The sequence below is a fragment of the Streptomyces sp. NPDC029296 genome, assembly GCF_055569255.1.
On record NZ_JBVHXT010000073.1, the window covers coordinates 1 to 26,578 of the forward strand.

Below are 26,578 nucleotides of genomic sequence, written 5' to 3' on the forward strand. Positions count from 1 at the left end.
GCAACCACCACGCCCCGGAACTCCAACGCGGACCGAGCCGCCACCAAGGCCGAGGCCACCCCCCTCAACTCAACCCCAGCCCCAGCCCCAGCCCCCACATACGCGGCAAGCTGCCCAGCCCGAGCCTTCAACCCCGCCACCGAACGCCCCGACACCACAAACGGCAACACACCACCAGGGCCGGACACTTCAACAGGCACCTCAGCAGCGTCAACCGCCACAGCCGCCCCAGGAGCCTCCTCCACAATCACATGCGCATTCGTCCCACTGATCCCGAACGACGACACACCCGCACGACGAGGACGCCCGGTCTCAGGCCACTCCCGCGCCTCGGTGAGCAACTCCACCGCCCCGGCAGACCAGTCCACATGCGAGGACGGCGCGTCGACATGCAGCGTCTTGGGCAACACACCGGCCCGCATCGCCATCACCATCTTGATCACACCCGCCACCCCGGCAGCGGCCTGCGCGTGACCTATGTTCGACTTCAACGAACCCATATACAGCGGTCGTTCAGCGGACCGCCCCTGCCCATAGGCATCGATCAGCGCCTGAGCCTCGATGGGGTCACCGAGCGTCGTCCCGGTCCCGTGCGCCTCAACGGCATCGACATCGGTGGCCGACAGCCCCGCCCCCACCAACGCCTGCCGAATCACCCGCTGCTGGGAGGGCCCGTTCGGGGCGGTGAGCCCATTGCTGGCGCCGTCCTGGTTGACGGCGGACCCCCGTACGACGGCCAGCACCCGATGCCCCTCGCGCACCGCGTCCGACAGCCGCTCCACCACCAGCACACCGACGCCCTCGGCCCAGCCCGTACCGTCCGCCGCGTCCGAGAACGCCTTGCAGCGCCCGTCGGCCGACAACCCGCGCTGCCGGCTGAACTCGATGAACATCCCGGGTGTGGACATCACGGTCACGCCGCCGGCGAGGGCGAGCGAGCACTCACCGTTGCGCAGGGCCTGGACGGCGAGGTGGAGGGCGACGAGGGAGGAGGAGCAGGCGGTGTCGACGGTGACGGCGGGCCCTTCGAAGCCGAAGGTGTAGGCGAGACGCCCGGAGACGACGCTGCCGGTGGTCCCGGTGAGGAGGTACCCCTCGGACCCGCTCGCGGCTTCGTCGAGCCGCGCGCCGTAATCCATGTTCATCGCACCGACGAACACGCCGGTCTGGCTGCCGCGCAGCCCGGCCGGATCGATCCCGGCCCGTTCGAGTACCTCCCACGACGTCTCCAGGAGCAGTCGCTGCTGGGGGTCCATGGCGACGGCCTCGCGCGGGGAGATCCCGAAGAAGCTCGCGTCGAAGTCGGCGACGCCGCGCAGGAAGCCGCCGTGTCGGGTGTGGCTGGTCCCGGGTTCGGTGGAGTCGGGTGCGTAGAGGGCGTCGAGATCCCAGCCCCGGTCGTCGGGGAAGGGGGAGATCGCGTCCCCGCCGGAGGCGACGAGGCGCCACAGTTCCTCGGGCGAGCTGACACCGCCGGGCAGTCGGCAGGCCATGCCGACGATCGCGATGGGCTCGTCGTCGGTGGCGGTCGTGGCCGGCGACGGTGCGGCCGGAGCGGGAGCGCCATCGGGGTCCGCGAGCAGCTCGGCGAGGTGGCGGACCACGGCGAGGGGGGTGGGGTGGTCGTAGGCGAGGGACGTGGGCAGTCGCAGCCCGGTGTCCGTGTTGACCCGGTTGCGGAATTCGACGGCGTTCGTCGAGTCGAGGCCGAGGTCCTTGAACGTGCGCTGGGTGTCGGCGGGGGTGAGGGCCGGGCAGCCGAGGACCGTGGCGGCGTGCGCGAAGGTGAGGTCGCGCAGGAGCTGTTCGCGTTCTTCGAGGGGCGCTGCGGCGAGGCGTGAGACGGCTTCGGAGCGCTGGGTGCGTGGGGCGTCGGCGAGGTCGCCGAGCCAGTGGCGGTCGCGCTGGAAGGCGTAGGTGGGCAGGTCGATGCGGCGGGCGGTGGCAGGCAGGGTGGGCTGCCAGTCGACGGGGGCACCGTGGACGTGTGCCTGGGCGAGCGCGGTGAGGAAGCATTCGGGGCCGCTCTGGTTGCGGCGCAGGGTACCGAGGGCGGCGGCCTCGGTGCCGGTGTCCTCGATCGTCTCCAGGACGGCGGTCGTCAGCACGGGGTGGGCGCTGGCCTCGACGAAGACGTCGTGTCCCTGGTCGAGGAGGGTGCGGACGGCGTCCTCGAACCGGACGGTGCGGCGGAGGTTGGTGTACCAGTACTCGGCGTCGAGGCCGGTGGTGTCCATCAGTTCGCCGGTCACCGACGAGCAGAAGGGGATGGTCGCGGCGCGCGGCCGGATCCCGGCGAGGGCGCGCAGGAGGGTGCGGCGGGTGCGGGTGACGTGGGTGGAGTGGGAGGCGTAGTCGACGGGGATGCGTCGTGCCCACACTTCCTGTGCCTCGCAGGTGGCGAGGAGTTCGTCGAGAGCTCCCGGTTCGCCGGCGACGACGACGGAGGCGGGGCTGTTGACGGCGGCGACGGACAGGCGTTTGCCGAAGGGGGCGATGAGGTCGCCGACGCGGTCGGCGGAGACGCCGACCGAGGCCATGCCGCCGCGTCCGGAGAGGGCGAGGACGGCGCGGCTGCGCAGGGCGACGACTTTCGCGCCGTCCTCCAGGGAGAGCGCTCCGGCGACGCATGCGGCGGCGATCTCGCCCTGGGAGTGGCCGACCACGACGGCCGGGGTCACGCCGTGGGACTCCCACAGCGCTGCCAGCGACACCATCACGGCCCACAGGATGGGCTGGACGACGTCCACGCGCTCCAGCCAGTCCCCCTGCGGGGAGCGCAGGACGTCCCTCAACTGCCAGTCCACGTAGGGCGCGAGTGCCGTCTCGCACTCGGCGATCCGGTCCGCGAACACGGGTGACTCGTCCAGCAGGTCGGCGGTCATGCCGAGCCATTGGGAGCCTTGGCCGGGGAAGACGAGGACGGGCCGGCCGTGGGGGCGGGCGGTGCCGGTCACGAGGCTGGGAGCGGGTTCTGCTGCGGCGAGTGCGCCGAGGCTCTCGATGAGGTCGGTGTGGCCGGCGGCGAGCAGGACCGCGCGGTGGCTGTGGAGGGAGCGGGCGGAGAGCAGGGAGTGGGCGAGGTCGGGCAGGCGGAGTTCGGGGCGTTCGGTGATGAACTGGGCGAGCCGTGCGGCCTGGGCGTGCAGGGCCTGGCCGGTGTGTGCGGAGAGGAGGACGGGCAGGGGGCGGTTGCCGGTGTCGTCCTCGTCGGTCGTGCCGGGGCGGGTGGCTTCGGTTTCGGTTTCGGCGACGACGACGTGGCAGTTGGTTCCGCCCATGCCGAAGGAGCTGACTCCGGCGATCCGGGGGCCCGCGGTGTCGTCGGATGCCTGGGGCCAGGCGGTGAGTTCGGTGGGGACGCTCAGGCGCAGGGTGGTGAGGGGGATGTCGGGGTGGGGTGTAGTGAAGTTGAGTCCGGCCGGTATCTGACGGTGGGTGAGGACGAGGGCGGTCTTGACGAGGCCGATGATTCCGGCCGCCGCTTCCAGGTGGCCGACGTTGGTCTTGACCGAGCCCACGGGCAGGGGGTGGCCGGCGTCCCGGGCGGCGCCGAGGACCGCGCCGAGGGCGGTCGCCTCGACGGGATCGCCGATGGGGGTGCCGGTGCCGTGGAGTTCGACGTAGCCGACGTGGGCGGGGTCGGTGCCGGCGCGTTCGTAGGCGCGGCGCAGTACGTCCTGCTGGGCGGTGACGCTGGGGGCGGTGAGCGTGTCGCCGCCGCCGTCGTTGTTGACGGCGCTGCCGCGCAGGACGCAGTGGACGCGGTCGCCGTCGGCGAGGGCGCGCGAGAGGGGCTTGAGGACGACGACGGCGCCGCCCTCGCCTCGGACGTAGCCGTTGGCGCGGGCGTCGAAGGTATGGCAGCGGGCGTCGGGCGACAGGGCGCCGAAGTGTTCCATGCGGGCGGTGGACTGCGGGGTGAGGACGAGGTTGACGCCGCCGGCGAGGGCGGTTTCGGACTCGCCGGAGCGCAGGCTCTCGCAGGCCATGTGGACGGCGACGAGGGAGGAGGACTGGCCGGTGTCGACGGTCAGGCTGGGTCCCTGGGCGCCGAGGAAGTAGGAGACGCGGTTGGCGATGATGCTGCGGTGGACGCCGGTGGTGCTGTGGGCGGTGAGGGCGTCGGGGCCGTCGGCGTGCAGGAGCAGCGAGTAGTCGTCGGCGAAGGCGCCCACGAAGATGCCGGTACGGGTGCCGGTGAGGCTGGCGGGGAGGGTGCCGGCGTCTTCGAGGGCTTCCCAGCTGAGTTCCAGCATGAGGCGCTGGTGCGGGTCCATGGCAGCGGCTTCGCGCGCGGAGATGCCGAAGAAGGCGGGGTCGAAACCGTCGACGGAGGGCAGGAAGGAGCCCTCTCCCGCGGTGCCGCCGATGCCCGGGCGATCGGCGGGGGGCGGGGCCACGGTGTGGCGGCCGTCGCGCAGCAGTCGCCAGAAGTCCGCCGGTGTGTCGATGCCGGGGAGCCGGCACGACATGCCGACGACGGCGATCGGTTCGCAGGGGTCGGGGCGGGGTGCCCGGTGCGCGGACGTGTCGATGCGGGAGCGGTCCACACCTGCCATGTCTGGCCCTTCGGTTCTCAGCCGTACGCGGTTTCAGCCGCGAGGGAGTCTCGGGGGTGGCCCGAGGCGGTTGCCGATCGCTGTTGCGGCGCGCCCGGGCGCCGGTAGGTCATTCGCGGAGCTTGACCGCTCCGGAGGGGCACTGTTCGGCCGCGGAGCGGACGACGTCGTACAAGGTGTCCGGGGGCTCGGTGAGGAGGACGACGACGAGGCCGTCGGTCTCGTCCTGGTCGAACACCTCGGGGGCTTCCAGGGCGCACATGCCGGCGCCGCAGCAGCGGTCGCGGTCCACGTCGACGTGCATCGGGCGGCCTACCAGGCGACCGGCATGGAGGTGACGCCGTAGATCAGCATGCTGTCCCGCATGCGGACTTCTTCCTGCGGTACGGCCAGGTGCAGGTTCGGGAAGCGGTCGAAGAGGGCCTGGAAGCCGATCCGCATCTCGATGCGCGCCAGTTGCTGGCCGATGCACTGGTGGATGCCGTGTCCGAAGGAGAGCTGGCCTCGGCCGCCGCGTACGAAGTCGAGACGGTCGGGGTCGGCGAAGTGCTTGGGGTCGCGGTTGGCGGCGAACGCGGAGAGGGTGACGGTCTCGCCGGCCTTCATGGGGCAGCCCTCGAACTCGAAGTCCTCCACGATGCCGCGGATGGGGCCGTAGTGGTTGACCGTCAAGTAGCGCATGAGCTCTTCGACGGCGGCCTCGATGGTGGTCCCGCCGGAGCGCAGGAGCGCGAGCTGGCCGGGGTTGGTGAGGAGGGCGTAGGTGCCGAGGGAGAGCATGTTGGCGCTGGTCTCGTGGCCTGCGGCGAGGAGCAGGAAGCAGACGTTGGTGACCTCTTCGACGCTGAGTTCCTCGTGGGCGGCGAGGCCGCCGAGGATGTCGTCGGAGGGTTCGGCGCGGCGTCGTTCGACGAGGCCCGCGAGGAAGTTCTGCATCTCCTCGAGCGCGGCGTACGCCTGCTCGATGGGGGTGTTGATGTCCTGGATGACCGTGGAGTTGTGCTGGAAGACCTCGCGGTCCTCGTAGGGGATGCCGAGGAGTTCGCAGATCACCAGGGAGGGCAGGGCGAGCGCGTAGGCGGGGACGAGGTCGACGGGCGGGCCTGTGCGCTCCATGGCGTCCAGGGTGTCGTCGGCGATCTCTGCGACGCGTTCGGCGAGTTGGTTCATCCGGCGCAGGGTGAACAGGCCGGTGAGCAGGCGGCGGTACTTGGTGTGCTCCGGCGGGTCGGTGTAGACGAAGAACCCGGGTTTGGCGGCGCTGGGTTCCTGCGGCTGGACGGGCGAGCGCAGGAGCTCTTTGCGGGAGCTGAAGCGGGAGTCCGCGAGGGCGGCGCGGACCTGGTCGTATCCGGTGATGAGCCAGCCTTCGCTGCCGTCGGGGTAGCGGAGCCGGTCGACGGGGCACTCGCGCTGGCGTTCCAGCAGTTCCGGGGGTGGGTCCAGGGGGGTGGTGCGTGTGGTGGGCAGCGGTCGGGCCCCGGCGGGAACCTCGGTCATGGCGTGTGCCTTCCTGTCACGGGTTTTCGGGGTCAGCCGAGCACTGTCACGTCGGTGTCGCCCCACAGCGCGCGCAGGTCGTGAACCAGGCCGTCCGGCCCGATCCGAACCACGCCGATGATCGAGATCTGGATCCGTTTGGGGTAGCTGCGGGGACGCAGCTCGATGACGGTGGGCATGACGACGGTCTCGTCGTCGTGGGCGGCGACCGGGGTGCCGGGGTGTTCCGTGGCCCGGTCGTCGACGAGCGCGCGGGTGATGTGGGCGCGCAGGGCCTCTATGCCGGTCTGTTCGCCGGACCCGACCGGGTCTTCGAACACCACGTCGGGGGCGAACAGTTCGAGAACTTTGTCGATGTCGCCGGCGTTCATCCGGCGGCAGTACTCAAGTGCCAGCGCCTTGCGGGTCGACTCGTCGGGCACGCAGTCTCCTTCCGGACGGGGCGGCGGCAGAGGCGGGGCGACGTCGGCACGCTCGCCGCCCGCCCCAGTCTTCGAACAGATAGGGGGGTGGCACCACCCCTGTTCGCACCCCTGCCCACCCCTGGCGCTCGTCCGTGTGCGGGTTACCGCGGCGGGTGGCGAGTTCCCGTTCTTGAAGGGCATTCAGGCGTGTGTAGTCACTCGGGGCCCTTCGAAGGCCCTGATAGTCTGCTCAAGTTCGGACTTCAAGCACCCAGGCGCACTCTTGACGCACATGGCACGTTTCGAACAACCTCACACCTTGATCGAGCGTGCCGACGCCGTCGTTCTGGCACTCCGTCACCGCGTGAAGGAAGGTACGAACGCATATGTTCGCCACTCCCCCCACCCTTTTGTCCAGCCGTTCTTGGGCAGTCCCCTTTCCGCCTTTGTACAGACGTCCGGGACCGCACCGCGCGGGGGCCGTCGTCACACGCGCTGAGAACGGAAGGTGAGCGCGCTGGAACGTGCGCGAGCCGCCGGACTGCTGTCGGGGCTGCTGGACGGCGCCTTGGCCGGTGAGGGCGCCATCGCCACCATCTGCGGGGCCGTGGCCATGGGCAGGACGACGCTCTTGGCCGATGTCACCCGGCGGGTCCGAGCCGCCGGCGGTCTGGCCCTGCCCGCGGTCGCGTCGGAGTCCGAGGAGAACATCCCGCTGGGAGTGATCGCCCAGCTGCTGGCGGAGGCACCACTGTCGGAGTCGGCCCGTGAGCAGGCCGATCAGTTGCTCGCCCACGGCAGGGCCCATATGACGGGCATGCCGGACGGTCCGGTGACGAGGCTGTCCGCGGTGGACGCCCAGATCGTGCATCACCTGTCCATGCTCCTGCTCGGTGTGGCCCCGTCCCGGCCGGTGGCGATCGTGGTGGACGACATCCATCACGCGGACGCCGCGTCCCTGGCCTGCCTCGCGTATCTGGGGCGCCGTATCCGCAACGCCGCGTTGGTCGCGGTGTTCAGTCACAGTGACGGCCCGGGAGACCGGTGCGCGGGGTTCGTCGAGCAGTTGCTGCGGTTGCCGCATGCGCGGGGGATCCGGCTGACGCCGATGGACGCGGAGCAGGTGCGGGAGGTGGTGACGAACCGCCTCGGCGAGGACTGCGCGCAGTGGGTCGCGGGCTGGGCGCTGCGGGTCAGCGGCGGCAATCCCCTGCTGCTGGGCGGGGCGCTGAACGACGTCCAGGGTGCCGGACAGTCGTCGACGGGTTACCAGCGGGCTTTCCTGTCCTGTCTGCGCCGCGCTCCCGCGCCCGCCACCCAGGTGGTGCGGGCGCTGGCCGTCCTCGGCGCGCCCGAGCGGATCTCGCGGCTGCTCGGTCTGGAGGCCGGGGAGGTCGCGCACTGTCTGGCGGTGCTGGAGGCGGCGGGTCTGCTGAGTCAGGGGGCGTTCCGGCATCCGGACGCCGCGTCGGCGGTACTGGCCGACCTCGGCCCCGAGGCGACGGCCGCTCTGCAGCGCGACGCGGCCGAACTGACGTACGCGGAGGGCTGTTCGGCGTCCGTCGTGGCCGCGCATCTGCTGGCAGGGGAAGGGGTGCGGGCGCCGTGGGCGATGTCCGTGCTGGACTCGGCGGCCTCCACGGTGCTGGCCGAGGGCCGGGCGGCGACGGCGGCCGAGTATCTGCGGCTGGCCTGCCGGCTGAGTGAGGACAAGGGGGAGCTGGCGCGGATCAGGGCCGCGCTGCTCTTGGCGGAACGCCGGCTGGGCACCACCGTCCCGGAGCAGCGGGTCACCGATCTGGTGCAGGCGGTCCGCACCGGCCGTCTCAGCGGCGGGGAGATCCTCGGGGTGGTGCGGGCGCTGCTGTGGAGCGGCCGGGTGCAGGCCGCCGAGGACGTGCTGCGGCACCTGGCCGCGTCGGACCAGGCCGCCACGGCCGATACGCCGCTGGAGCTGGATGCCGCGCGCCTGTGGCTGCGCTGCTCGTACGCGCCGCTGCTGGAGTTGCTGCCGGACGACGCGGACGACGGCCAGGAGCCGTTCGGCGTGCCGTCCACCACCGAGAGCCGGCGCCGCTACAACGCGGTGTCCGCGCTGGAATCGGTGCTGACCCGGGGTCCGTCGGGCCGTGCGGTGCCCAAGGCGGAGCAGGTCCTGCACGGGAGCCGACTGTACGGCACCGACCTGGACACGATCGAGTGCGCGCTGCTGACGCTGACGTACGCGGACCGGCCCGCGCTGGCGTCGCCTCACTGCGACGAGCTGATCAGCTCGGCGGAGTCGCGGGGTGAGCGGGGCAGCGCGGCCCGGCTGCACGCGGTGCGCGCGGAGATCTGTGTGCGCCTCGGTGACCTTGCGGGGGCCGTGCGGCATGCGACCGCCTGGTTCGACCTCGTACCGCCCGACGAGTGGGGAGTGGCGGTCGGAGCGCCGCTCGCCTGCAAGCTCATCGCGCTGACCGCGATGGGGCGTGAGGACGAGGCGACGGAGCTGCTGTACGTGCCGACTCAGGAGGCGATGCTCCAGAGCCGGCCCGGGCTGCACTATCTGCACGCGCGGGGCCGGTACAGCCTGGCGCTGCGGGACTGGCACAGCGCATTGTCGGACTTCCAGCACTGCGGGGAGCTGATGGCTCGCTGGGGTGTGGACGTACCGGGGCTGATCGCGTGGCGCAACGATGTCGGTGAGACGTTGCTGGGCATGGGCGAACGCGACCGGGCGCGTGCGGTGCTGGAGGAGCAGGCGCAGTGCACCGAGCGCGGCGGCTCGCCGCGCACCCGTGGGGCGACGCTCAGGCTGCTGGCCGCGACGCACGAGCCGCGCAAACGTCTCGTGCTGCTGCGGCAGGCCGTCGACGCGTTGCAGGAGAGCGGCGACCGCTACGAGCTGGCTCGTACACTGGCCGATCTTACGGACACGTATCACGCGGTGGGTGAGACGCGGCGGGCCCGGGTGATCGGGTCCCAGGCGCGGATCGTCGCGGACGCGTGCGAGGCGGAGCCGCTCAGCAGGTTGCTCCCCTCGGACCGGGAACGGCCGGACACCGAGAGCCCCGCGCCTGCGGTGGTGCTCACGGACGCGGAGCAGCGGGTGGCGGACCTCGTGGCGCTCGGGCACACGAACAGCGAGATAGCGAAGCTGCTCTTCATCACGGTCAGTACGGTGGAGCAGCATCTGACGCGCATGTACCGCAAGGTCGGGGTCAACGACCGCGCCCAGTTGGCGTCTTCGCTGTTCACCGGGTCGCATCGGGAGACGGTCAAGGCGTAGCGCAGAGAGAGGTCAAGGGAGGGCAGGGGGCTGTGCATGCCTCCTGCCCTCCCTCCTGCGGTGCGGTCAGCTGAACAGGTCGCGGCGGCGGAACGCCACGAGCGTCGCGGCCAGGCCCACCAGGGCGAGGGCACTCATCACGAGCAGCGGGGTCGCGACGACCTCGTTGCCGGGGAGCTTCGGTACGTGGGTGAACGGCGAGACGTCCAGGACGTACTGGCTGACCTTCAGCTGCGGTCCGACCAGGCTGATGAAGCCGAACAGCCCCAGCAGACCCCAGCCTGCCGCCGTCCAGCGCGGCAGCACGGCGAACAGCAGCGCGGTGAGGACCGTGATCAGCAGGACGGCCGGGAGCTGCGCGGCCACGGCACCGATGACGTCGGCCAGAGCGCCCCCGACGTCGTGCGCGCCGAGGCCCTGGGAGAGCCCCATGCCGAAGGCCGCGACAGCGAGGAGGACGACCGCGCCGCCCATGGCGAACGTCAGGTGGCTGAGGATCCAGGCGGCCCGGCTCGGCGTGCCGCTGAAGATCAGCTCGATGCGTCCCCCGGCCTCCTCGGCTCGGGCCCGCACGATCACCGTCAGCGCGAACACCGTCGCCAGGATGCCGAAGACGCCCACGATGGACGCCACGTACGAGTCGGCCATGTCCTGCGAGCCGCCGAGGCTCTGCATGATCTCCTGCACCCGGTCGCTGTCCAGGAGGTTGCCGACGTCGCGGACGAAGGAGCCGAACACCATCGCCGACGCCAGGACGCCGATCGACCAGCCGAGCAGGCTGCCCCGGTGCATCCGCCAGGCCAGGCCCAGGGTGCCGAGGGTGTCGCGGCCCGCGTAGACGGGTCCGGGCCGGTTCGGCAGCACGCCCGAGCCGAAGTCCCGCCGGTCCAGGAGCCGCAAGGACAGCGCGATCAGCAGGACCGAGGCGACCACGGGCACCGCCAGGGCCCACCAGCGGTCACCGTCGTAGGGACGTACCTGCTCGGCCCAGCCGATCGGGGAGGCCCACAGCAGCCAGGAGGAGCCCTCGCTCATGTCGGCCACCGCGCGCAGCAGGTAGAAACCGCCGAGCAGGGACAGCGCGGCCGCGTTGGCGCTGCGCGACGCCTCGAAGAGCTGGGCGCAGACCGCCGCGATGCCGGCGAAGACGATGCCGCAGCCCGCCATCGACAAGCCGAGGGCGAAAGCGCCGCCCGCGCCGAGCCCGGTGACGGGCAGGACGGCACCGATGATGACGCCGACCGCGATGTTGACGCCGATGACCAGTTGCAGCGCGGCGACCAGCGGCGCCTTGCGGTCGACGGCGCCCGCCGCGACGAGTTCCTGGCGTCCCGTCTGTTCCTCGGCCCGGGTGTGGCGGACCATGAGGAGCACGGACATCACCGAGGCCAGGACGGCACCGAGCACCAGCGTCCGCCAGGTGGTGATGGACCCGAGCGAGGTGCCTCCGACCCTGCCGTAGAGCGCGATCGCGCCGGACGCGGCCTGGATTCCCTCCACGAACTCCACGCGCGACGCCTGGTCGCCGAACAGGCCCTTGATGCTGGAGGCCGTGGATACGGCGCTGCCGATCAGGGCGTAACACCACAGCGGCAGGATGATCCGGTCGCGGCGGGTGGCGAGTTTGGACAGTTCGGGCAGTCCTGCGAGCCCGCCGCCCTTCACTGCTGCTCCCCTGAGTAGTAGCGCATGAAGAGCTCTTCGAGGGTCGGCGGCCGACTGGTCAGCGCCTCCAGACCGGCGTCGGTGAGCAGGCGCATCACCTTCTCCAGCGCGTCTGGGTCGACCTGGCAGTGCACCGAGCGACCCTCCGTCCGCAGGTCGTACACGCCTGCCACGGAGTCGAGGCCGGGTAACGGACGGGTCACCGTGGCGGTGACAGTGGTGCGGGAGAGGTGGCGGAGTTCGTCGAGGCTGCCGGAGTCGACCCGGCGGCCGGCCCGGACGATCGAGACCCGGTCGCAGAGGTCCTCGACCTCGCTGAGGATGTGGCTGGACAGCAGGACGGTGGCGCCGCGTTCCTTGGCCTCGGCGACGCAGGAGCTGAAGATCGCTTCCATCAGGGGGTCGAGCCCGGAGGTCGGCTCGTCGAGGATCAGCAGTTCTGCGTCGGAGGCGAGCGCCGCGACCAGCGCCACCTTCTGCCGGTTCCCCTTGGAGTAGGCACGGCCTTTCTTCTTGGGGTCGAGATCGAAGCGTTCCACGAGTTCGTCACGGCGTTTCTTGTCCATGCCGCCGCGCATCGAGCCGAGCAGGTCGATCGTCTCCCCACCACTCAGGTTGGGCCAGAGACTGACGTCGCCGGGTACGTAGGCGAGTCGCTTGTGCAGGGTCGTGGCGTCCCGCCAGGGGTCGCCGCCGAACAGGGTGACCGATCCGCCGTCCGAGCGCAGCATGCCCAGCAGGACGCGGATGGCGGTGGACTTGCCCGCCCCGTTGGGCCCGAGCAGCCCGTGCACCTCCCCTTGGGCCACCTGAAGATCCAGATCGTCGAGCGCCACGGTCCGGCCGAACTGCTTGCGCAGTCCTCGAGCGTTGATCACGTCGGTTGCGTTCACGATCGGGATGCTACAGATCCTTCACTTGTTTGTGAAGCGACTGAATGTCATGATCCTGGGAGATGATGGAGACGTGCGTGACCTGCGCACCACGGTCGAAGGAGCTGGTGAGTTTGGCTGGAGGCAGGAACGAGGAGGCCGCTCGGCACTTCGTCGAACAGATGGCGATGCTGTTCGCGGAGTGGGGCTTCCCGAGGATGAGCGCGCGGGTGCTGATGACCCTGATGGCGACGGAGGAGAAGGGTCTGACAGCCGGTGACCTGTCCCAGCGGCTCGGTGCGAGCCCCGCCGCCGTGTCGGGCGCCGTCCGCTATCTCCAGCAGGCCGGTCTCATCACCCGTGAGCCGGTGCCGGGTTCGCGCAGCGACGTCTATATGCTGCCCGACGACGCGTGGTATCTGGGGACCGCGACCAAGCAGAGCCTCTTCACTCAGCTCATCGCCGCGACCGAGAAGGGCATCGAGCCCCTCGGCGGCCCGGGCACCAAGGCGGGCGCACGCATGACGGAGATGCGGGACTTCTTCACCTTCGCGCACCAGGAGATGGAGGGCGCCCTGGAGAGATGGCGCACCATGCGGGCCCAGCGCACCGCTTAGAGACGAGCACCGGCGAGCGCAGGCTTCGGGGCCCGTTCGCCGGTCTCACCCTCCTCACCATGCGGAATGCGGACTCGGCAGATCAGCCAGGAAGCCAACCGGCGCTTCTACGAGGATGTGATCGGCCTGGCCGACGGCAGTGCGCTCGCCTTCTTCCAGTTCGCGAACCCCAAGGACCAGGAGGAGTTCAGGACCGACATCGATTCCACCCCCGTGCGCCACATTGCCTTCAAGGTCGAGGCGGAGGCCCAGGAAGCCATGCGCGAGCGCGTCACCGCGGCCGGCCATGCGGAGACGAACGCCCATGTGGTCGACCACGGGTACTGCGTCTCGCTGTACATCACGGATCCCAACGGGCTGCTACTGGAGTTTGCTGTCGACCACCCCGACGTGGAAAAGATCGCCGCCGAGCGGCGAGCCACGGCACGCGACGACCTCTCCCGCTGGCTCGCCGGCGACCACACCAGCAACAACCGCTGGCGCTGACCACTCGTCCGGCTTCGACCGCGCTGGACCGGCCGCATGACTGATCACACTGCCGAAATCCGCCGGCAGACGGCCGGGCCAGGCCCACGCCGGGCATCCGGCCGCCGCTCACTCCTGCCCCCACGGGACGTAGCCGAGGCTCAGGTGCTCAGGTGCCCGAGGCCGGCCAGGCGCTGCGCCTGGTCCACCAGCCGCCCGGTGAACAGGCGCCGGGCTGATGTCTCGCCGTACCGGCCGATGTGGCCGGACACCAAGCTGCGGGTCCTTCATCGCGCGCACCCGCCAGTCGAGGACCTGGTCTCGGGTCAGGGCCCTGTTGCCCATTTGGCGGCGCGGATGCTGCAGTGGTTCAGCCTGTGGGCGTGCCGATCTGGTTGTGTTCGAGCGCAGAGCGCAGTTGTGAGAGGGCCTGTGCGGCGGCTGACGCCGAGGAGTTGTCGAGAGCGTTTCCGATCAGCTCGGCCAGTGCGTCGGTGACGGTTTTTCTCCGCCGCGTCAACGAGCATCGACCGGTCCGATGGACCCCAGCACCGGCCGGGGCGCCTTCCCGGTCAGCCCTCTCCGGTGCGCACCAGCCCCGACTCGTAGGCGTAGACGACGGCTTGAACACGGTCGCGGAGCCCGAGTTTGGCGAGTACGCGGCTGACGTGCGTCTTGACGGTGCCCTCGGTCAGGTGGAGGCGTTGGGCGATCTCCGTGTTGGACAGGCCCCGGGCGATGAGCACCAGCACTTCGCGCTCGCGTCCGGTCAGCAGGCTCAGGTTGTCCGCCGACGCGGTGCGCCGGGGCGCCGTCTCGACGTAGCGGTCGAGGAGCCGACGGGTCACGCTCGGTGCCGTGACAGCGTCACCGCGAGCGACGCTCCGGACGGCCGCGAGCAGGTCGGGGGCGAGGGTGTCTTTGAGCAGGAACCCGCTGGCTCCGGCGAGGAGCGCGGCGTAGACATACTCGTCGAGGTCGAACGTGGTCAGGACCAGGACCCGGGTGCGCGAGGTGACCGGGTCGCCGCAGATGAGGCGAGTTGCCTCGACGCCGTCGGTGACGGGCATGCGGATGTCCATCAGTACGACGTCGGGCTGTAACCGGGCGGCCAGTGCCGCGGCCTCGGCACCGTCGCCCGCTTCGCCGACGACCGCTATGTCCGGGGCGCGTTCCAGGATCAGCCGGAAGCCGGCGCGGACGAGTGCCTGGTCGTCGGCGAGCAGCGTGCGGATCACAGGTGTCCTTCGAGGTGTGGGTGATCGGTGCGGTGAAGGGGAAGGGTCACCCGGACGACGAAACCGCCGTCCGGCCCGTGAGCGGCCATGAACCGGCCGCCGAGCAGCCGGGTGCGCTCACGCATTCCGCGCAGGCCGTTGCCCTCGCTCGCGTGCACGGACGGTGGGTCACTGTGCCTTTCACGGTGTCCGTCGTCGCGGATTTCGATGTGAATGCGGGTCTCCGCGTAAGCGAGTACCACCTCCGCACCGGCTCCCGGGCCCGCGTGCTTGATGGTGTTGGTGAGCGATTCCTGGATGATGCGGTACGCGGACAGGTCGACTGAGGCCGGGAGTTCGGCCGGTTGTCCCTCGACGCGTAGCCGTACCGGCGTGCCCGCCTGTTCCAGCCGCGTGAGCAGCATGGGGAGTTGGCCGAGGCCTGGCGGGGGGTGCCAGGTGCCGTCGGTGCTCTTTCCGACCGCGGTGAGTACCCGCCGCATGTCTGCCAGCGAGTCCCGGCCGATGGTGACGATGGCGTCGAGCGCGCCCTCGGCGGCGGCGGGATCGTCGTGGAGCGCGGCGGCGGCACCCTGTGCCTGGATGACGATGACGGAGAGACCGTGCGCGACGACATCGTGCATCTCGCGGCTGATGCGCGCTCGTTCGGCAGCCGCGGCGAGGGTGCTCTGCCGGTCGCGTTCGCGTTTCAGGTCGCGGGCTCTGGCCCTGAGCTGTTCCTGGTAGGCGCGGCGGTTGCGGGCTCCGTAGCCGGTCGACCAGGTGGCGAGCAGAGCGAGCCCGTACAACGACACGGTGTTCCGGGCACTGGCGGACGCGTCGGGCCGGAGAACGCTGACGTCTCCCGGGCCGGGATCGTCGGGACGGTGGACGACCTGGACCACGGCGTTGGGCAGCCCGGGGACCGGGCGTCCGTGGTATGCGCGGTAGCCGCCCCACCCGGCGACCAGCACCGTCATGAGCACCAGCGTCGACAGGGAAACGGCACGCTCGCAGTACGCGGCCACGCTGTACAGCAGTACCAGCACCCCGGCGTCGATGACCATCGGTGGCACCCCCAGGGCCGCATGCGTGGCGGCGCACAGGAGGGCGACGGCGAGCAGTGGCAGTGGCCGACGTCTGCGTAACGCGACGGCTGTCATCGTCGCTGCGGTGGTGGCCCACCACAACCATCCGCCCGACGGGTCCGCGACCGCGCCGCCGAGCGGTCTGCCGGCGGTCGCCGCGACAACCCGGTACGGGTCGTTCACCAGCACACACACCACGAGCAGTCCGACCGTGAACGCGGTGTCCCGCACGTCCGCGCGCCGCGCCAGGCCACGGACGGACATCACAAGCTGCTTCCCCATGATCCGCCGAGTCTACGGAGCGCCCCGTAAGCGTCACGTCTGTCTCAGGGCGGAGGACCGCGCGCCTGTACGACTTCGGACAGAGGAGATCATGCGACGACAGCCAGACGCGGTGGACGGCCGGCGGCTAGCAGGATGTCGGCCATGACCTCCTCACACGAAACGCCATCCGGCCGGCTGGGCCGACGCACCGCTCTCGGCTTGATCGGTGCCGCGTCCATCGCCGCGGCCGGAGCACGTACGGCCTCCGCCGAGGGTTCGCGGGCCGGTACGGACGGCTCCTCCACTCCCTTTGGCCCAGCGCCGCGGTCCCTGCGGCCCGGCGGCGAGTTCGACCAGATGCTCACCCGGCTCGCCGCGCAGGACAGGTTCTCGGGCACCGTGCTGCTGGTCCACAAGGGCCGCACGGTGCTGGCGCGCTCCTACGGAGAGGCCGACAACCAGCGCTCGATCCCTAACGGACCCGACACCCTCTTCTGTCTGGGTTCCATCACCAAGGTGTTCACGGCCGTCGCGGTCGCACAGCTCGCCCAGCAGGGAAAGGTGGCGTTCCACGAGAAGCTGGGCGCCTACCTCGGCGGATTCCCGACCGAGATCGCCGACAAGGTGTCGATCCATCAACTACTGACCCATACCTCCGGGATGGGTGACTTCATGACGGAAGACGGCTATCGCACCGAGTCGCAGAAGTGGATGTCGCCGCGGCAGGTCATGGACGGGTGCCTGGCGTTCGTCCGGCGGGCGCCCCTGCAGTTCACTCCGGGAGCCGGCTGGCGATACAGCAACTCGGGGTACCACGTCCTCGGCTCGGTCATCTCCGAAGTGTCCGGACAGTCCTACTACGACTACATCCGCGAGAACATATTCCGCCGGGCCGGGATGACCAGCGCGGACTTCATCACCAAGCCCCAGTGGCGCGAAGACCCGCGCTTCGCCCACCCCTACACCACACAGCACCAGCCTCAGGGCCAACAGGTCGAGGCCATCGACTACTACCTCTACACGGGCATCCCCGCGGGGAACTCCTTCGCCAGCGCCCCGGATCTGGTCCGCTTCACGAAGGCCCTGCTCGGTCACAAGCTCCTCAACTCCGCGTACACCGAACTCACCCTCGGCGCCAAGGTGCCCAAGCCGCCGCTGCCGCCCAAACCCGGGCTCCCCGCGCACACCCCCTTCGACTCCTACGCGACCGGCACCGACATCATCGGCGACCAGTGGGTGGTCGGCCACAACGGCGGGGCCCCCGGTACGTTCGCCAACCTCGAGTGGTTCCCCGGTTCGGACTGGATCGCGGTCGTCCTCACCAACTACGACCGAGACAGCGACAACACAGTCGTGAGCACAGCGCGCACACTCATCACCCAGTCGTAGGGACAGCGCAACCCGCCTGAGCTTCCGGGCGAACGCTGCCCGCGCCCCTGGACCACCGACAGGGCCCAGAGCGGAGCCTGCCGGCAGCCCGTCACGGATGAGGAGCCGGCCGGGTCGCGCCGGAGGGGGCGGTTACTCGGACGCGCTCGGTACAGACGGGGGCCAAAGCCCTGGGGGGTGTCGCTGCCGTGCTGAAGACTTGTCGAGTGATCAACGGCGTGACCTGCCGGATGTCCTCGGAAGGATGGCTGAGACCGAGGGGGGTCCCTCGCGGCGGGTGTTCCCTGACGCCTTTCCCTGCCGCCCCGGGCGGCAGGGCCGTCATCCGACGTCACGCTTACTCATCGACCAGCCGGTGGAGGACGCCAGCCCGACCCGGTAGGCGAGGACGACGGCCTGGACTCGGTCGCGCAGGCCGAGTTTGGCCAGGATCCTCGACACGTAGGTCTTGACCGTCTCGGGGGTGATGAAGAGCGCCGCGGCGATCTCCGCGTTCGACAGCCCCTCAGCGATCTGCCGGAGCACCTCCAGCTCGCGCGGGGTGAGTGCCCGTACCACGTCCTCCCTGGCCGGCCGGGAAGTATCGGCCGGGCGCAGGTGTTCGGCGAAGCGGCCGATGAGATGACGGGTGACGGCGGGGGCCAGCAGGGCCTCGCCCCTGGCGACCGTCCGGATGCCGTTGACCAGCTCCGCCGGGGGCGCGTCCTTGAGGAGGAAGCCGCTGGCCCCGGCACGCAGCGCGTCGTAGACGTAGGCGTCGACGTTGAAGGTGGTAACGACCAGCACCTTCGGCGGTGCGTCGGCGTCGGGACCGGCCAGTTGCCGGGTCGCCTGGATGCCGTCGAGCAGGGGCATCCGGATGTCCATCACCACCACGTCGGGACGCAGGCGCCCTGCGGCCTGGACCGCCTCGTGCCCGTTCTCGGCTTCTCCGACGACCTCCATGTCGGGCTGGGCGGAGAAGATCGTGACGTAGCCGGTGCGCACCAGTGCCTGGTCGTCGCAGACGAGCACACGGATCGGTGGCGGCGCATCGCTCACGGGGTCACTCCGATACGGGCTTGGACGGAATGGTGGCGTGGACCTCGAACCCGCCGTCGGGCCGGGGTCCGGCCTCCAGTTCACCATTGACCATCCGCGCCCGTGCACGCAGCCCCGCCAGTCCACGCCCGCCCGCGGGGTCCGGCTTCCGCGCGGCGGGTGCGGAAGCCGGGGAGGCGGTGGGCCCGTCGGTGGTCACCTTGATCTCGATGTGCTCCGCACCGTGCCGGACCAGGACCCGTGTCGTCTGCCCGGCGGCGTACTTCATCGCATTGGTGAGCGCCTCTTGCACCACCCGGTACGCGGCCAGCTCCACGTCCACGGACTGCGCTCGCCGCTCGCCCTGCTCGCTGAACTCGACCGGCTGCCCCGACCTGCGGGCCTGTTCGACCAGGTCCCCGATCCGACCCAGGGTGGGTGCCCGGTCCGCGCACGCCGGGTCCGCGGACGCTGACTCGCCGGTCGCCTCCAGCACGTCAAGCAGGTATCGCAGCTCTGTCAGCGCCCGACGGCCCGTGTCGCTGACCGCCGAGAGTCCCTCGCCGGCTTTGTCCGGTGCGGAGGTGAGCAGGAACTGTGCCGCGTCCGCCTGGACCACCATGGCCGTCACATGATGGGTGACCACGTCGTGCAGCTCGCCGGCGATCCGTGCCCGCTCCGCGGCCGTGGCCACTTCGGCGGCCAGCCGCCGCCGCTGCGCCTCTTCCGCCCGCCGTGTGCGCACGGTGGCTCCCACCAGCCAGAACGCGGCCACAGTCAGATAGAACGCGAGATAGTCCGCGATGCCCTGCGGTGAGCCGAGGCGGTCCAGGACGAGGGCCAGCACGGCGTATCCCGCGCTCACCACGCCCGCCAGACCGTGGCGGAGGCGAACCTGGTGGGCCCCGGCCGAGTACAGGGCCAGATACAGCCCCAGGCTCCCGAACGTCGTCGCGAAGCCCAGCGCCTGGTGCGCGGCGAACGCGCCCGCGACGACAGCCAGGCAGCCCGCGGGCCACCGCCGGCGGGCCGCCAGCGGCAGGGTCTGGGCCAGGATCAGCCCGACGCTCAGCGCGCTCGCCGGCCGCTCGGGCAGATCCCCGATCTGCCCTCCGATGGTGGACAGGGTAGGTACGAAGGCCAACAGGGCCAGCACCAGGGCGAGGACGCCGTCCTCAAGGAAGGTGTTCCGCTCCACCCACCAGCCGAGCGGCGCCCGCAGCAGCGCACGGTTCCGAGGCGTCTGAGGGGACATCACTACCGTTTCCTCCGGTCAGCCGGCCTGAGTGGGTCGTGCGGACCGACGGGGCTGCACACGGCCGCCGCGGCGGGCGAGGACGAACATCCGGACGGCGAGCAGCACACCGACGACGACGGGCACCAGCGCCGCCTCCAGCCCGAAACCACCGCCGGTCAGCACAGCGGAGCCATGCACGTCGACGGTGAACAGGCCCTCGGAGGTGTGCCCGGAGACCGGGATGCCGAGCAGCTGCTCGGTGGTGTTCCAGGCGAAGTGCAGACCCGCGACGAACCAGATGCTACGCCGCCACAGGAACGCGGCGCCGAGCATCACGCCCGCCTCCGAAGCGATCGCCAGCGCACTCCACGCGGTGGCTCCCGGAGTGCCCAGATGGGCGATGCCGAAGAACACGCCGGTGATCACGATGGCGGCCCGGCTGCCCCACAGCCGCTCCAGAGCCTGCAGCGCGAGACCGCGGAACAACAACTCCTCGGTGACCGCGGTGCCGATCTGCACCATGACCGCGGACCAGACGACCGCCACGAAGCCATGACCCGCCCAGGAGAACGAGTAGCCCCCGAACGCCGTGATCAGCAAGGCGGACACCAGAACGAATCCCAGGCCGATCGCGCCGCCCATCAGCGCCTCCCGTCCGGCTCCCCGCCGGGCGATCTCCGGCGTCGAGCGACGCGCGACACGGCGCATGACCAGCCAGTACACGGCCACCGCGGCCACCGCGCCCAGCACCGGAACCGGACCAGGACCCGTGGCCGTCAGGCCCGAGACCAAGCCAACGCCCACCAGACCCGTCAGCATCCAGCCGAGCGGAGAGCGGACGGTCCGGCCGAGACGACCGCCGCGAGCGCCGTGACCGTCGGAGCCTCTGCTCGGGCCGGGGCCTTCGGCGTGCCGTGCGGTGGACGTCGTACTCATCGTGGCCTCCCCTGGAGCGGTCGCGCAGGCGGCGACCTGACCACCACGCTAGGAATCCGGCGCCGTCCGCGCATCACCCGCATGTGGACAGCTCCTGTAGCTCTCGCGGGGGATGCGCCCCGAGAATGCGGCAACATCCCCTTGGTCGCGAACGGGGCACGCCCACCACACCGCTGGTGTCCTCCGTTCCCCCCTCGAAGCTCACAGTGCCTCCTGGGTCCAGCTCGATGGGAGGGGCCCCAGTGCGGGCGCCAGCCAGTTGGGTGATGCCGATACGGACGCCGGCGGTCAGCAGTCGGCGGCATCCGCGGACAGCGTCCGGGCCGGACACCCGGACGACGGTACTTCTCCATTCCGGGTGCCGCGCCCTCTCCCCACCTGGGCGCAATCCCCCCAGGGAGTAAGGGCCTTCGGCCTGCGGCGATGCCGTTATCACGGCTTGGCCGAGGCCCGGCTACAGCACCAGCTCACCACCACCGCGATGAACCTTCACCTTCACCGCCTCATCGCAGGGTGGACCGACACTCCACGAGCCGGCATACGAACGTCACGCCTGGCACCCTACGGCCCACCACCCAGCCCTGCAGTACCTACGTCCCCGGCCTTCAGCCCGGGCCGGCCCAAAACCATCCGCAAGCCCGATGCCACCTTCTGGAGGCGGGAGCCACCATGCTGGTGGAGACCTGCCAAGAGGAGCGCATCATGTCGTACCCGGAACACCTCGAGTACCCGGAAGCCCGCTACCAGGGCAACAAGGGCGAAGTGAACGCGTCCTTCCGCCCGGCCGACACCCCGCCAGACATCTCCTCACCCGGCGCCTCTACCCACTACCTCGCCACCAACGAGTCGACCGGCGGCGAATTCGGCCTGTACAAGGTGGAGCTGGGTGCACGGTCCGCTGGAGCCAAGACCCACTTCCACAAGGCGATGTCGGAGTCCTTCTACATCCTCTCCGGCGAACTGGAGCTCTACAACGGCGAGAAGTGGGTCACGGGCCGCGTGGGCGACTTCCTGTACGTACCCGTCGGCGGCCTGCACGCCTTCAAAAACGTGACCGACGAGCCCATGTCCATGCTCATGCTCTTCTCCCCCGGCGCCCCGCGCGAGGAATACTTCGAACGAGTCGCGGAGGTGACGCAGCGCGGTGGCGAGGAACTCAAGCGGTTCCGCGTCCGGCACGACAGCTACTTCCTGGAAGACTTCGAGCCCGGCAAGGAGTAGTTCGGGGCCGTTGCGGGACTACCGCTCCCCCGCCACGATGGCTACCGCCAGCGCACGCCCGGCCCGGTACGAGTTCGCCAACAATGCCGCTGCGATGCCGGGGACGGGGCGTTGTCACAGGGTGCTACCCGAGCCAGGCGAAGTCCAGGACGGACAAGTGGCGCAGGGGGCGGTTGGCGAAGTAGGTCACGGAGAGCCGGCCGACGGACGCGATGCGCACGTCCTCGCCCTCTGGGTCGTCCGGATCCCACCGCGGGTAGCCCCACGGGGCGCCGGCCGCCGTGTTCAGGACGTCCCAGAGCATCTCCTCCGCGTGTTCGGGCAGCGCGGCGAGCACCTTCGCGGCCCGCGGGGAGAGCCGGACCGCGTACGGCTGCTGTCCGCTCACCGGCGCCTGCTCCGGATCTCCTCAAGGTCCACGAAGCAGCCCTCGGCGCGGACGACACCCGTCTCCGTGAAATGCGGAGCGTGCTCATCGTGCCGCAATACGGCGAGGGGCGGGTGCCGGGCCGCTCCGGATGAGCCCGGCACCCGCGGTGGAGCGCTGCACGAGGAGGGGAGGGCGCGCTGAAAGGCCAAGCGATCGGCCGCTCGCCTTTTGCCGGTCCCTACGAGGCGGTGTTCTCCGTCTCCCGGCGCGGCCCGGCGACGGAGTGGACGAACGGCCGACCGAGCCCCGCGCCTGCCGCAGCCCCCCGCTGCCCAAAGCGCACGTATGCCCGGAGCAGCCAAGAACTTCACTGCGAACAACCCCGGTGCCTCGGAAGGATGCCAAGCGATCCGGCTGTCGTGCCCCGCCAGCTCGCGCAGACCGCGCATTTCGGCTGGCTCACCGACGTCCAGCCCATTCGGATCCAGGCACGGCTGACAGCTCGTCGCTGCCGTTTCGGGCTTGGTTTCCGGGCTGGGGCCTCAGCTGCTGGACAGCGTGCGGTCCAGAAGAGGGAGCAGGCGATCCCAGTGACGCTTCAGCCCGGAGGCGCTGAAAGCGTCGGTGTCGGACATGGTGAAGCCGTGGATGGTGCCGGGGTAGATCTCGGAGGTGTAGCCGACACCTGCCGCGTTCAGGGCCTGGTTGAGCTCGGTGAGGGCCTCAGGTGTCATGTCGCCTTCGGCGTGGGCGAGGTGGACGCGGGCGGTGATCTTGGAGAAGAGGTCGGGTCCGTCGGAGCCCACGGGGCCGTGGAACGCGGCGACGGCCGCCACCTGGTCGGGGTGGGCCGCGGCGGTGCGCATCGCGTAGAGGCCGCCTATGCAGTAGCCGGTCACCGCGACCGGTCCGGCGCCGACCTCGGGCTGGGTGGTGAGGAACCTGAGGTAGGCGTCGGCGTCGCTCAGGACACGTTCGGCGGTGTGCGCCTCGATCAGGGGCATCAGCTGGGCGAAGACCGCGGGCCGGACCTCCTCTCCGATGTACTCGGGTAGCTCGACCAGCGGTGCCGGGCCGTGGCGGTAGAACGAGTTGGGGACGAGCACGTAGTAGCCGTGCCCGGCCAGTTCGCGGGCCATCTCCCGCAGCACGGGCCGGATGCCGAAGCCGTCCGCATACATCAGCACCCCTGGGTGGCGCTCGCTGTGGTCGGGGAAGGCGGCAAAGCCGTCGGCCTGCCCGTCCGTGGTGGGAATCCGCAGCGTCTTGGTGGGCATGAGTACTCCTGTCGTGGTTGATGTGCAGAGCCTGTGATCAACACGACGGAGGCGGAGCCCGCGCAGCAGCGCAAAAGCCTCGGTCAAACAGCGGGCCCAAACCGGCCCGTACGGCGCTCAGAAGAGCCCCGGGTCACCAATCCGTGTGTGGCGCAAGGCCGTCCCGGTATTCATAGCCGCACAGCGTAGCCCACCGACAGGACATCAGGACTCCCGTTCGACGGACACCACCCGAGATCGGAAAGACAACAGCTTCTTAGTGAGCGTTTGGTTCGTTTTCGCGGTGGTTATTGGCAGATTGCACTCCGACACGGCCACTGCACGACGACCTCGTATGCGCGGATAAACCCTCAATGACCCAGTTGGAGAGTCTGAACGGCGCATGCTTTCGCCCGACAATGCACCGTCTCATTCAGCAGTGCCCCGGCTTGCCCCAAAACTTCCACCGGCGGCCCGCGCACTCTCTCCGCCTCGGCCACGGTCCCGTACTCCGGCAGTAGGCAGCCCGGACGACGCTACCCCAGCGACCTGTCCGACGCGCGATGGGAACTCATCCACTCCACCCATCACCCCTGCCGGAACGCCCGAGCCGGCATCCACCGCCCCACCCACGACCTGCGCGACCTCATGGACGCCATCCTCTACGCCGACCGCACCGGCATCCCCTGGCGCTACCTCCCGCACGACTTCCCGCCCCACCAGACCGTCTACGGATACTTCGCCAAATGGGAAGCCGACGGCATCTTCGACCGGCTCACCGGCCAGGGCTAGGACGCCGCCAAGAAGATCACCGGGCGCAAACGACACATCGTCACCGACACCCTCGGCCTCCTCACCGTCCTGGTCACCTCCGCGGCCGTCCACGACTCCACCGCCGGCACCCACCTCCTGGACCAGGGCGCCGCCCGCCACCCCCGCGTCACCAAAGCCTGGGCCGACTCCGGACACAAGAACGCCGCCGTCGAACACGCCGCTACCCGCGGCATCGACCTCATGAGCCGACGAATCACCCAGGAAACCCCCCAACTGGTGCGACACCTAACCCCAAACCAAACGGACACCAGCGAACCGAACGCTCACTCAGGTGGCGGTCCCGGCTTCGAGGTCGAAGGTGACACCTGTGAGTTGCTCGCTCGCCACCCAGAGCCGTCTGCCCTCCGCGGGATCGTCGGCGCCTGTGGGGAGTTTGGCGGGCTTGGGGGTGCCGGAGGTCTGGTCCCGTCCGGCGGGACCGATGAACTGGCCCGACTGGACGTACGGGCTGGTCGCCGCGTACAGGGAGGGCCAGGCGGCGCCCTCGGCCGAGCCCATGAGCAGGCGTGCGGCGATCGGGGTGATTATGCGGCTCAGGGTGCCGTTGCCGTGTTGCTGCAGACCGGTCATCGCCGACCCCGGGTGGACGACGAGCGCCTCGACGGTGCTGCTTGCGGTGCGGCGCGCGAGTTCGAGGGTGTAGACGATGTTGGCGCGCTTGGACTTGGCGTAGGCACCCATGGCGCGGTAGCTCTTTTCGCTCATCAGGTCGTCCAGCCTGCCCATCGGCCACCGCGCCGCGATGGCGCTGACGGTGACCACGCGCGGTGCGGACGAGCGGCGCACGGCGGGCCAGACCTGGGCGCCGAAGGCGAAGTGGCCGAGGTGATTTGTACCGACCGTCATCTCGAGGCCGTCGTGGGTGGTCCGCCGCTCGGGCAGGTTCATCACGCCGGCGTTGTTGACAAGCAGGTCGACCGTCTCGGTCTCGGCGATTCGGGTGGCCGCGCCGCGGACGGAGGAGAGGTCGGAGAGGTCGAGCACGAGGGTGTCCGCCCGGGCCCCGGGGGTCGCGGCGCGCACAGCCTCCACGGCCCGGTCCAGCTTGGTCTGGCTGCGGCCGGCCAGGATGACACGGGCTCCGTGCCGGGCGAGCACGCGGGCGGTCTCCAGTCCGATCCCGCCGTTCCCGCCGGTGATCAGTGCCGTGCGGCCGGTCTGATCGGGGATGTCGTCGGGAGTCCAGTGGTTCACTGTTGTCACGCTCCTCGGTTTCGGTGATCCTGTGCTCGGTCGTGCGGCACTCGGCAGGGTCGTGATAGCGACCTGGAAGAGCGTGCCGAGGATGTTCTCGGCGAAGGCGGCTTCGGCGAAGACCTGGATGATGTGCAGGAGCGTGCCGCTGAAGGCGCCGGCGGCACTGGGCCACCCTGCCCCCTTTTCAGACCGGCGGTCTGTTTGGCTGCAATACCAACGTAGAAGACCGTCGGTCTGATGTCAAAGGACCGGCAGTCTGTAAGCTGGGGCTCATGACTGACTTCCAGCGTGCGCGCAGTGAGGAGCAGCGTGAGATACGGCGCCAGGCCATCCTCGACACCACCGCCGCCATGCTCGAGGAGATGCCCATCGGCGAGATCAGCCTGAACGAGCTGAGCCGCCGCGTCGGGCTGGCGAAGTCCAACGTGCTGCGCTACTTCGAATCGCGTGAGGCGATCCTGCTGGAGCTGCTCGACCGTGCCTGGCGGCAGTGGGCGGTCGACTTGCCTGCCCTCGTGCGCGCCGGCGTCGACCAGGACGCTCCGGTGAGCCGGCGTGCGGAGCAGTTCGCCGCCGCCGTCGCGGGCTCCCTCGCCCAGCGCCGGGTCCTGTGTGACCTGCTGAGCGCGCAGGCGGGCGTACTGGAACACAACGTCTCCCCGCAGGTGGCCGCCCGCTACAAGCGCGCGGCCGTGGCCAACGTCGCCGACATCGCGGCGTTGACCCACCAGCACCTTCCTGAACTGGGCGACAGCGCACCGCAGTTGACCGCAGCCATGATCATGGCCGTCGGCGCCGTGTGGACACACGCACGGCCTTCCGCGGCGATGCTCGCCGCCTACGAAGCCGATCCCTCACTCACCGCGTTCAAGCTGGACTTCGAGTCTTCCCTGCAGGAGATGCTGGCCACGCTCACCGTGGGCACCATCGCCCGCGCCTCCGCCTGAGCCCGTCCAGGCAGCAGCTGCGGGCCGGGCCGCGCCGGCCGGCGCGCGGTGGCGCGTCGCGACCAGGTACGACAAGACCACCACTTCCTGCAAAGCAGCGGTCACTCTCGCCTCGTTCCTGCTCTGGGCGAAACCTGTTCGAAGACTGACCCTAGTGCTGTGACCGCATAGACACCTCAGGCGCTCAACACGTCAAGCTGCGGGGGCGAGTTCGACGGGGAAGGCGGTGTGCTCGTCGAAGAGCTT

Annotated in this window: 20 protein-coding genes and 1 pseudogene; 7 read left to right on the top strand and 14 right to left on the bottom strand. The window is 70.3% G+C overall.

Going from position 1 to position 26,578, the window contains the following annotated elements; all coding sequences use genetic code 11:
- The 4 genes from ACZ4W9_RS38610 to ACZ4W9_RS38625 all read right to left on the bottom strand — a co-directional run.
- The coding region (locus ACZ4W9_RS38610) for a beta-ketoacyl synthase N-terminal-like domain-containing protein (protein WP_467943910.1) at positions 1-4,562 on the bottom strand (4,562 nt) is incomplete at its 3' end.
- A 109-nt stretch (positions 4,563-4,671) separates the two neighbouring features.
- Positions 4,672-4,866, bottom strand: a complete 195-nt coding sequence (locus ACZ4W9_RS38615) for a ferredoxin (protein ID WP_467480861.1) — start codon at positions 4,864-4,866, stop codon at positions 4,672-4,674.
- Between the two features lie 8 nt (positions 4,867-4,874).
- Positions 4,875-6,062, bottom strand: a complete 1,188-nt coding sequence (locus ACZ4W9_RS38620) for a cytochrome P450 (RefSeq protein ID WP_467943911.1) — start codon at positions 6,060-6,062, stop codon at positions 4,875-4,877.
- Positions 6,063-6,094: 32 nt separating this feature from the next.
- Complete coding sequence (locus tag ACZ4W9_RS38625; RefSeq protein ID WP_467943912.1) at positions 6,095-6,484, bottom strand: nuclear transport factor 2 family protein; 390 nt, start codon at positions 6,482-6,484, stop codon at positions 6,095-6,097.
- A gap of 490 nt (positions 6,485-6,974) precedes the next feature.
- On the opposite strand from ACZ4W9_RS38625, the gene ACZ4W9_RS38630 reads away from it, so the two are divergent.
- On the top strand, positions 6,975-9,737 hold the full coding sequence (locus ACZ4W9_RS38630; protein WP_467943913.1) for an AAA family ATPase: 2,763 nt from the start codon (positions 6,975-6,977) through the stop codon (positions 9,735-9,737).
- Between the two features lie 66 nt (positions 9,738-9,803).
- On the opposite strand, the gene ACZ4W9_RS38635 is transcribed toward ACZ4W9_RS38630, so the two are convergent.
- On the bottom strand, positions 9,804-11,402 hold the full coding sequence (locus tag ACZ4W9_RS38635) for an ABC transporter permease (RefSeq protein ID WP_467943914.1): 1,599 nt from the start codon (positions 11,400-11,402) through the stop codon (positions 9,804-9,806).
- Complete coding sequence (locus ACZ4W9_RS38640) at positions 11,399-12,298, bottom strand: ABC transporter ATP-binding protein (protein ID WP_467943927.1); 900 nt, start codon at positions 12,296-12,298, stop codon at positions 11,399-11,401. The genes ACZ4W9_RS38635 and ACZ4W9_RS38640 overlap by 4 nt, the downstream gene beginning before the upstream one ends.
- A gap of 110 nt (positions 12,299-12,408) precedes the next feature.
- On the opposite strand from ACZ4W9_RS38640, the gene ACZ4W9_RS38645 reads away from it, so the two are divergent.
- Together ACZ4W9_RS38645 and ACZ4W9_RS38650 are read left to right on the top strand one after the other, a co-directional pair.
- Positions 12,409-12,891: a GbsR/MarR family transcriptional regulator gene (locus tag ACZ4W9_RS38645; protein WP_467943915.1), complete on the top strand. Its 483-nt coding sequence runs from the start codon at positions 12,409-12,411 to the stop codon at positions 12,889-12,891.
- Between the two features lie 66 nt (positions 12,892-12,957).
- Positions 12,958-13,377 carry a VOC family protein gene (locus ACZ4W9_RS38650; RefSeq protein WP_467943916.1) on the top strand — a complete coding sequence of 140 codons (420 nt, stop codon included), beginning with the start codon at positions 12,958-12,960 and terminating at the stop codon, positions 13,375-13,377.
- A 551-nt stretch (positions 13,378-13,928) separates the two neighbouring features.
- Here the strand turns inward: ACZ4W9_RS38650 and ACZ4W9_RS38655 are convergent.
- Positions 13,929-14,594 (bottom strand): response regulator, encoded by a 666-nt coding sequence (locus ACZ4W9_RS38655; protein WP_467943917.1) that lies wholly within the window; start codon positions 14,592-14,594, stop codon positions 13,929-13,931.
- Positions 14,591-15,943, bottom strand: coding sequence for a sensor histidine kinase (locus ACZ4W9_RS38660; protein ID WP_467943918.1), 1,353 nt, complete (start codon positions 15,941-15,943; stop codon positions 14,591-14,593). Before ACZ4W9_RS38660 ends, ACZ4W9_RS38655 begins: the two co-directional genes overlap by 4 nt.
- Positions 15,944-16,087: 144 nt before the next feature.
- Here ACZ4W9_RS38660 and ACZ4W9_RS38665 point away from each other — a divergent pair, with 144 nt between their 5' ends.
- Positions 16,088-17,314 carry a serine hydrolase domain-containing protein gene (locus ACZ4W9_RS38665; RefSeq protein ID WP_467943919.1) on the top strand — a complete coding sequence of 409 codons (1,227 nt, stop codon included), beginning with the start codon at positions 16,088-16,090 and terminating at the stop codon, positions 17,312-17,314.
- Positions 17,315-17,635: 321 nt separating this feature from the next.
- Here ACZ4W9_RS38665 and ACZ4W9_RS38670 read toward each other — a convergent pair whose 3' ends face one another.
- The 3 genes from ACZ4W9_RS38670 to ACZ4W9_RS38680 are packed head-to-tail and all read right to left on the bottom strand — an operon-like array spanning position 17,636 to position 20,507.
- Positions 17,636-18,355, bottom strand: coding sequence for a response regulator (locus ACZ4W9_RS38670; protein ID WP_467943920.1), 720 nt, complete (start codon positions 18,353-18,355; stop codon positions 17,636-17,638).
- A 4-nt stretch (positions 18,356-18,359) separates the two neighbouring features.
- Complete coding sequence (locus ACZ4W9_RS38675) at positions 18,360-19,589, bottom strand: sensor histidine kinase (protein ID WP_467943921.1); 1,230 nt, start codon at positions 19,587-19,589, stop codon at positions 18,360-18,362.
- 18 nt (positions 19,590-19,607) lie between these two features.
- Positions 19,608-20,507 carry a lysostaphin resistance A-like protein gene (locus tag ACZ4W9_RS38680; protein WP_467943922.1) on the bottom strand — a complete coding sequence of 300 codons (900 nt, stop codon included), beginning with the start codon at positions 20,505-20,507 and terminating at the stop codon, positions 19,608-19,610.
- A 702-nt stretch (positions 20,508-21,209) separates the two neighbouring features.
- On the opposite strand from ACZ4W9_RS38680, the gene ACZ4W9_RS38685 reads away from it, so the two are divergent.
- Positions 21,210-21,728 (top strand): cupin domain-containing protein, encoded by a 519-nt coding sequence (locus ACZ4W9_RS38685; protein ID WP_467943928.1) that lies wholly within the window; start codon positions 21,210-21,212, stop codon positions 21,726-21,728.
- A gap of 124 nt (positions 21,729-21,852) precedes the next feature.
- On the opposite strand, the gene ACZ4W9_RS38690 is transcribed toward ACZ4W9_RS38685, so the two are convergent.
- The gene (locus ACZ4W9_RS38690) at positions 21,853-22,116 is read right to left on the bottom strand and encodes a hypothetical protein (RefSeq protein WP_467943923.1); all 264 of its coding nucleotides are present in this window, start codon (positions 22,114-22,116) and stop codon (positions 21,853-21,855) included.
- A gap of 524 nt (positions 22,117-22,640) precedes the next feature.
- Complete coding sequence (locus tag ACZ4W9_RS38695; RefSeq protein ID WP_467943924.1) at positions 22,641-23,375, bottom strand: dienelactone hydrolase family protein; 735 nt, start codon at positions 23,373-23,375, stop codon at positions 22,641-22,643.
- A gap of 552 nt (positions 23,376-23,927) precedes the next feature.
- Here ACZ4W9_RS38695 and ACZ4W9_RS38700 point away from each other — a divergent pair.
- A pseudogene (locus tag ACZ4W9_RS38700) lies at positions 23,928-24,344 on the top strand (transposase); the annotation flags it as partial.
- Positions 24,345-24,455: 111 nt separating this feature from the next.
- On the opposite strand, the gene ACZ4W9_RS38705 reads toward ACZ4W9_RS38700, so the two are convergent.
- On the bottom strand, positions 24,456-25,391 hold the full coding sequence (locus ACZ4W9_RS38705; protein ID WP_467943925.1) for an oxidoreductase: 936 nt from the start codon (positions 25,389-25,391) through the stop codon (positions 24,456-24,458).
- A gap of 266 nt (positions 25,392-25,657) precedes the next feature.
- Between ACZ4W9_RS38705 and ACZ4W9_RS38710 the strand changes: the two genes are divergently transcribed.
- Positions 25,658-26,332 (top strand): TetR/AcrR family transcriptional regulator, encoded by a 675-nt coding sequence (locus ACZ4W9_RS38710; protein ID WP_467943926.1) that lies wholly within the window; start codon positions 25,658-25,660, stop codon positions 26,330-26,332.
- The last annotated feature ends 246 nt before the right edge of the window (positions 26,333-26,578 follow it).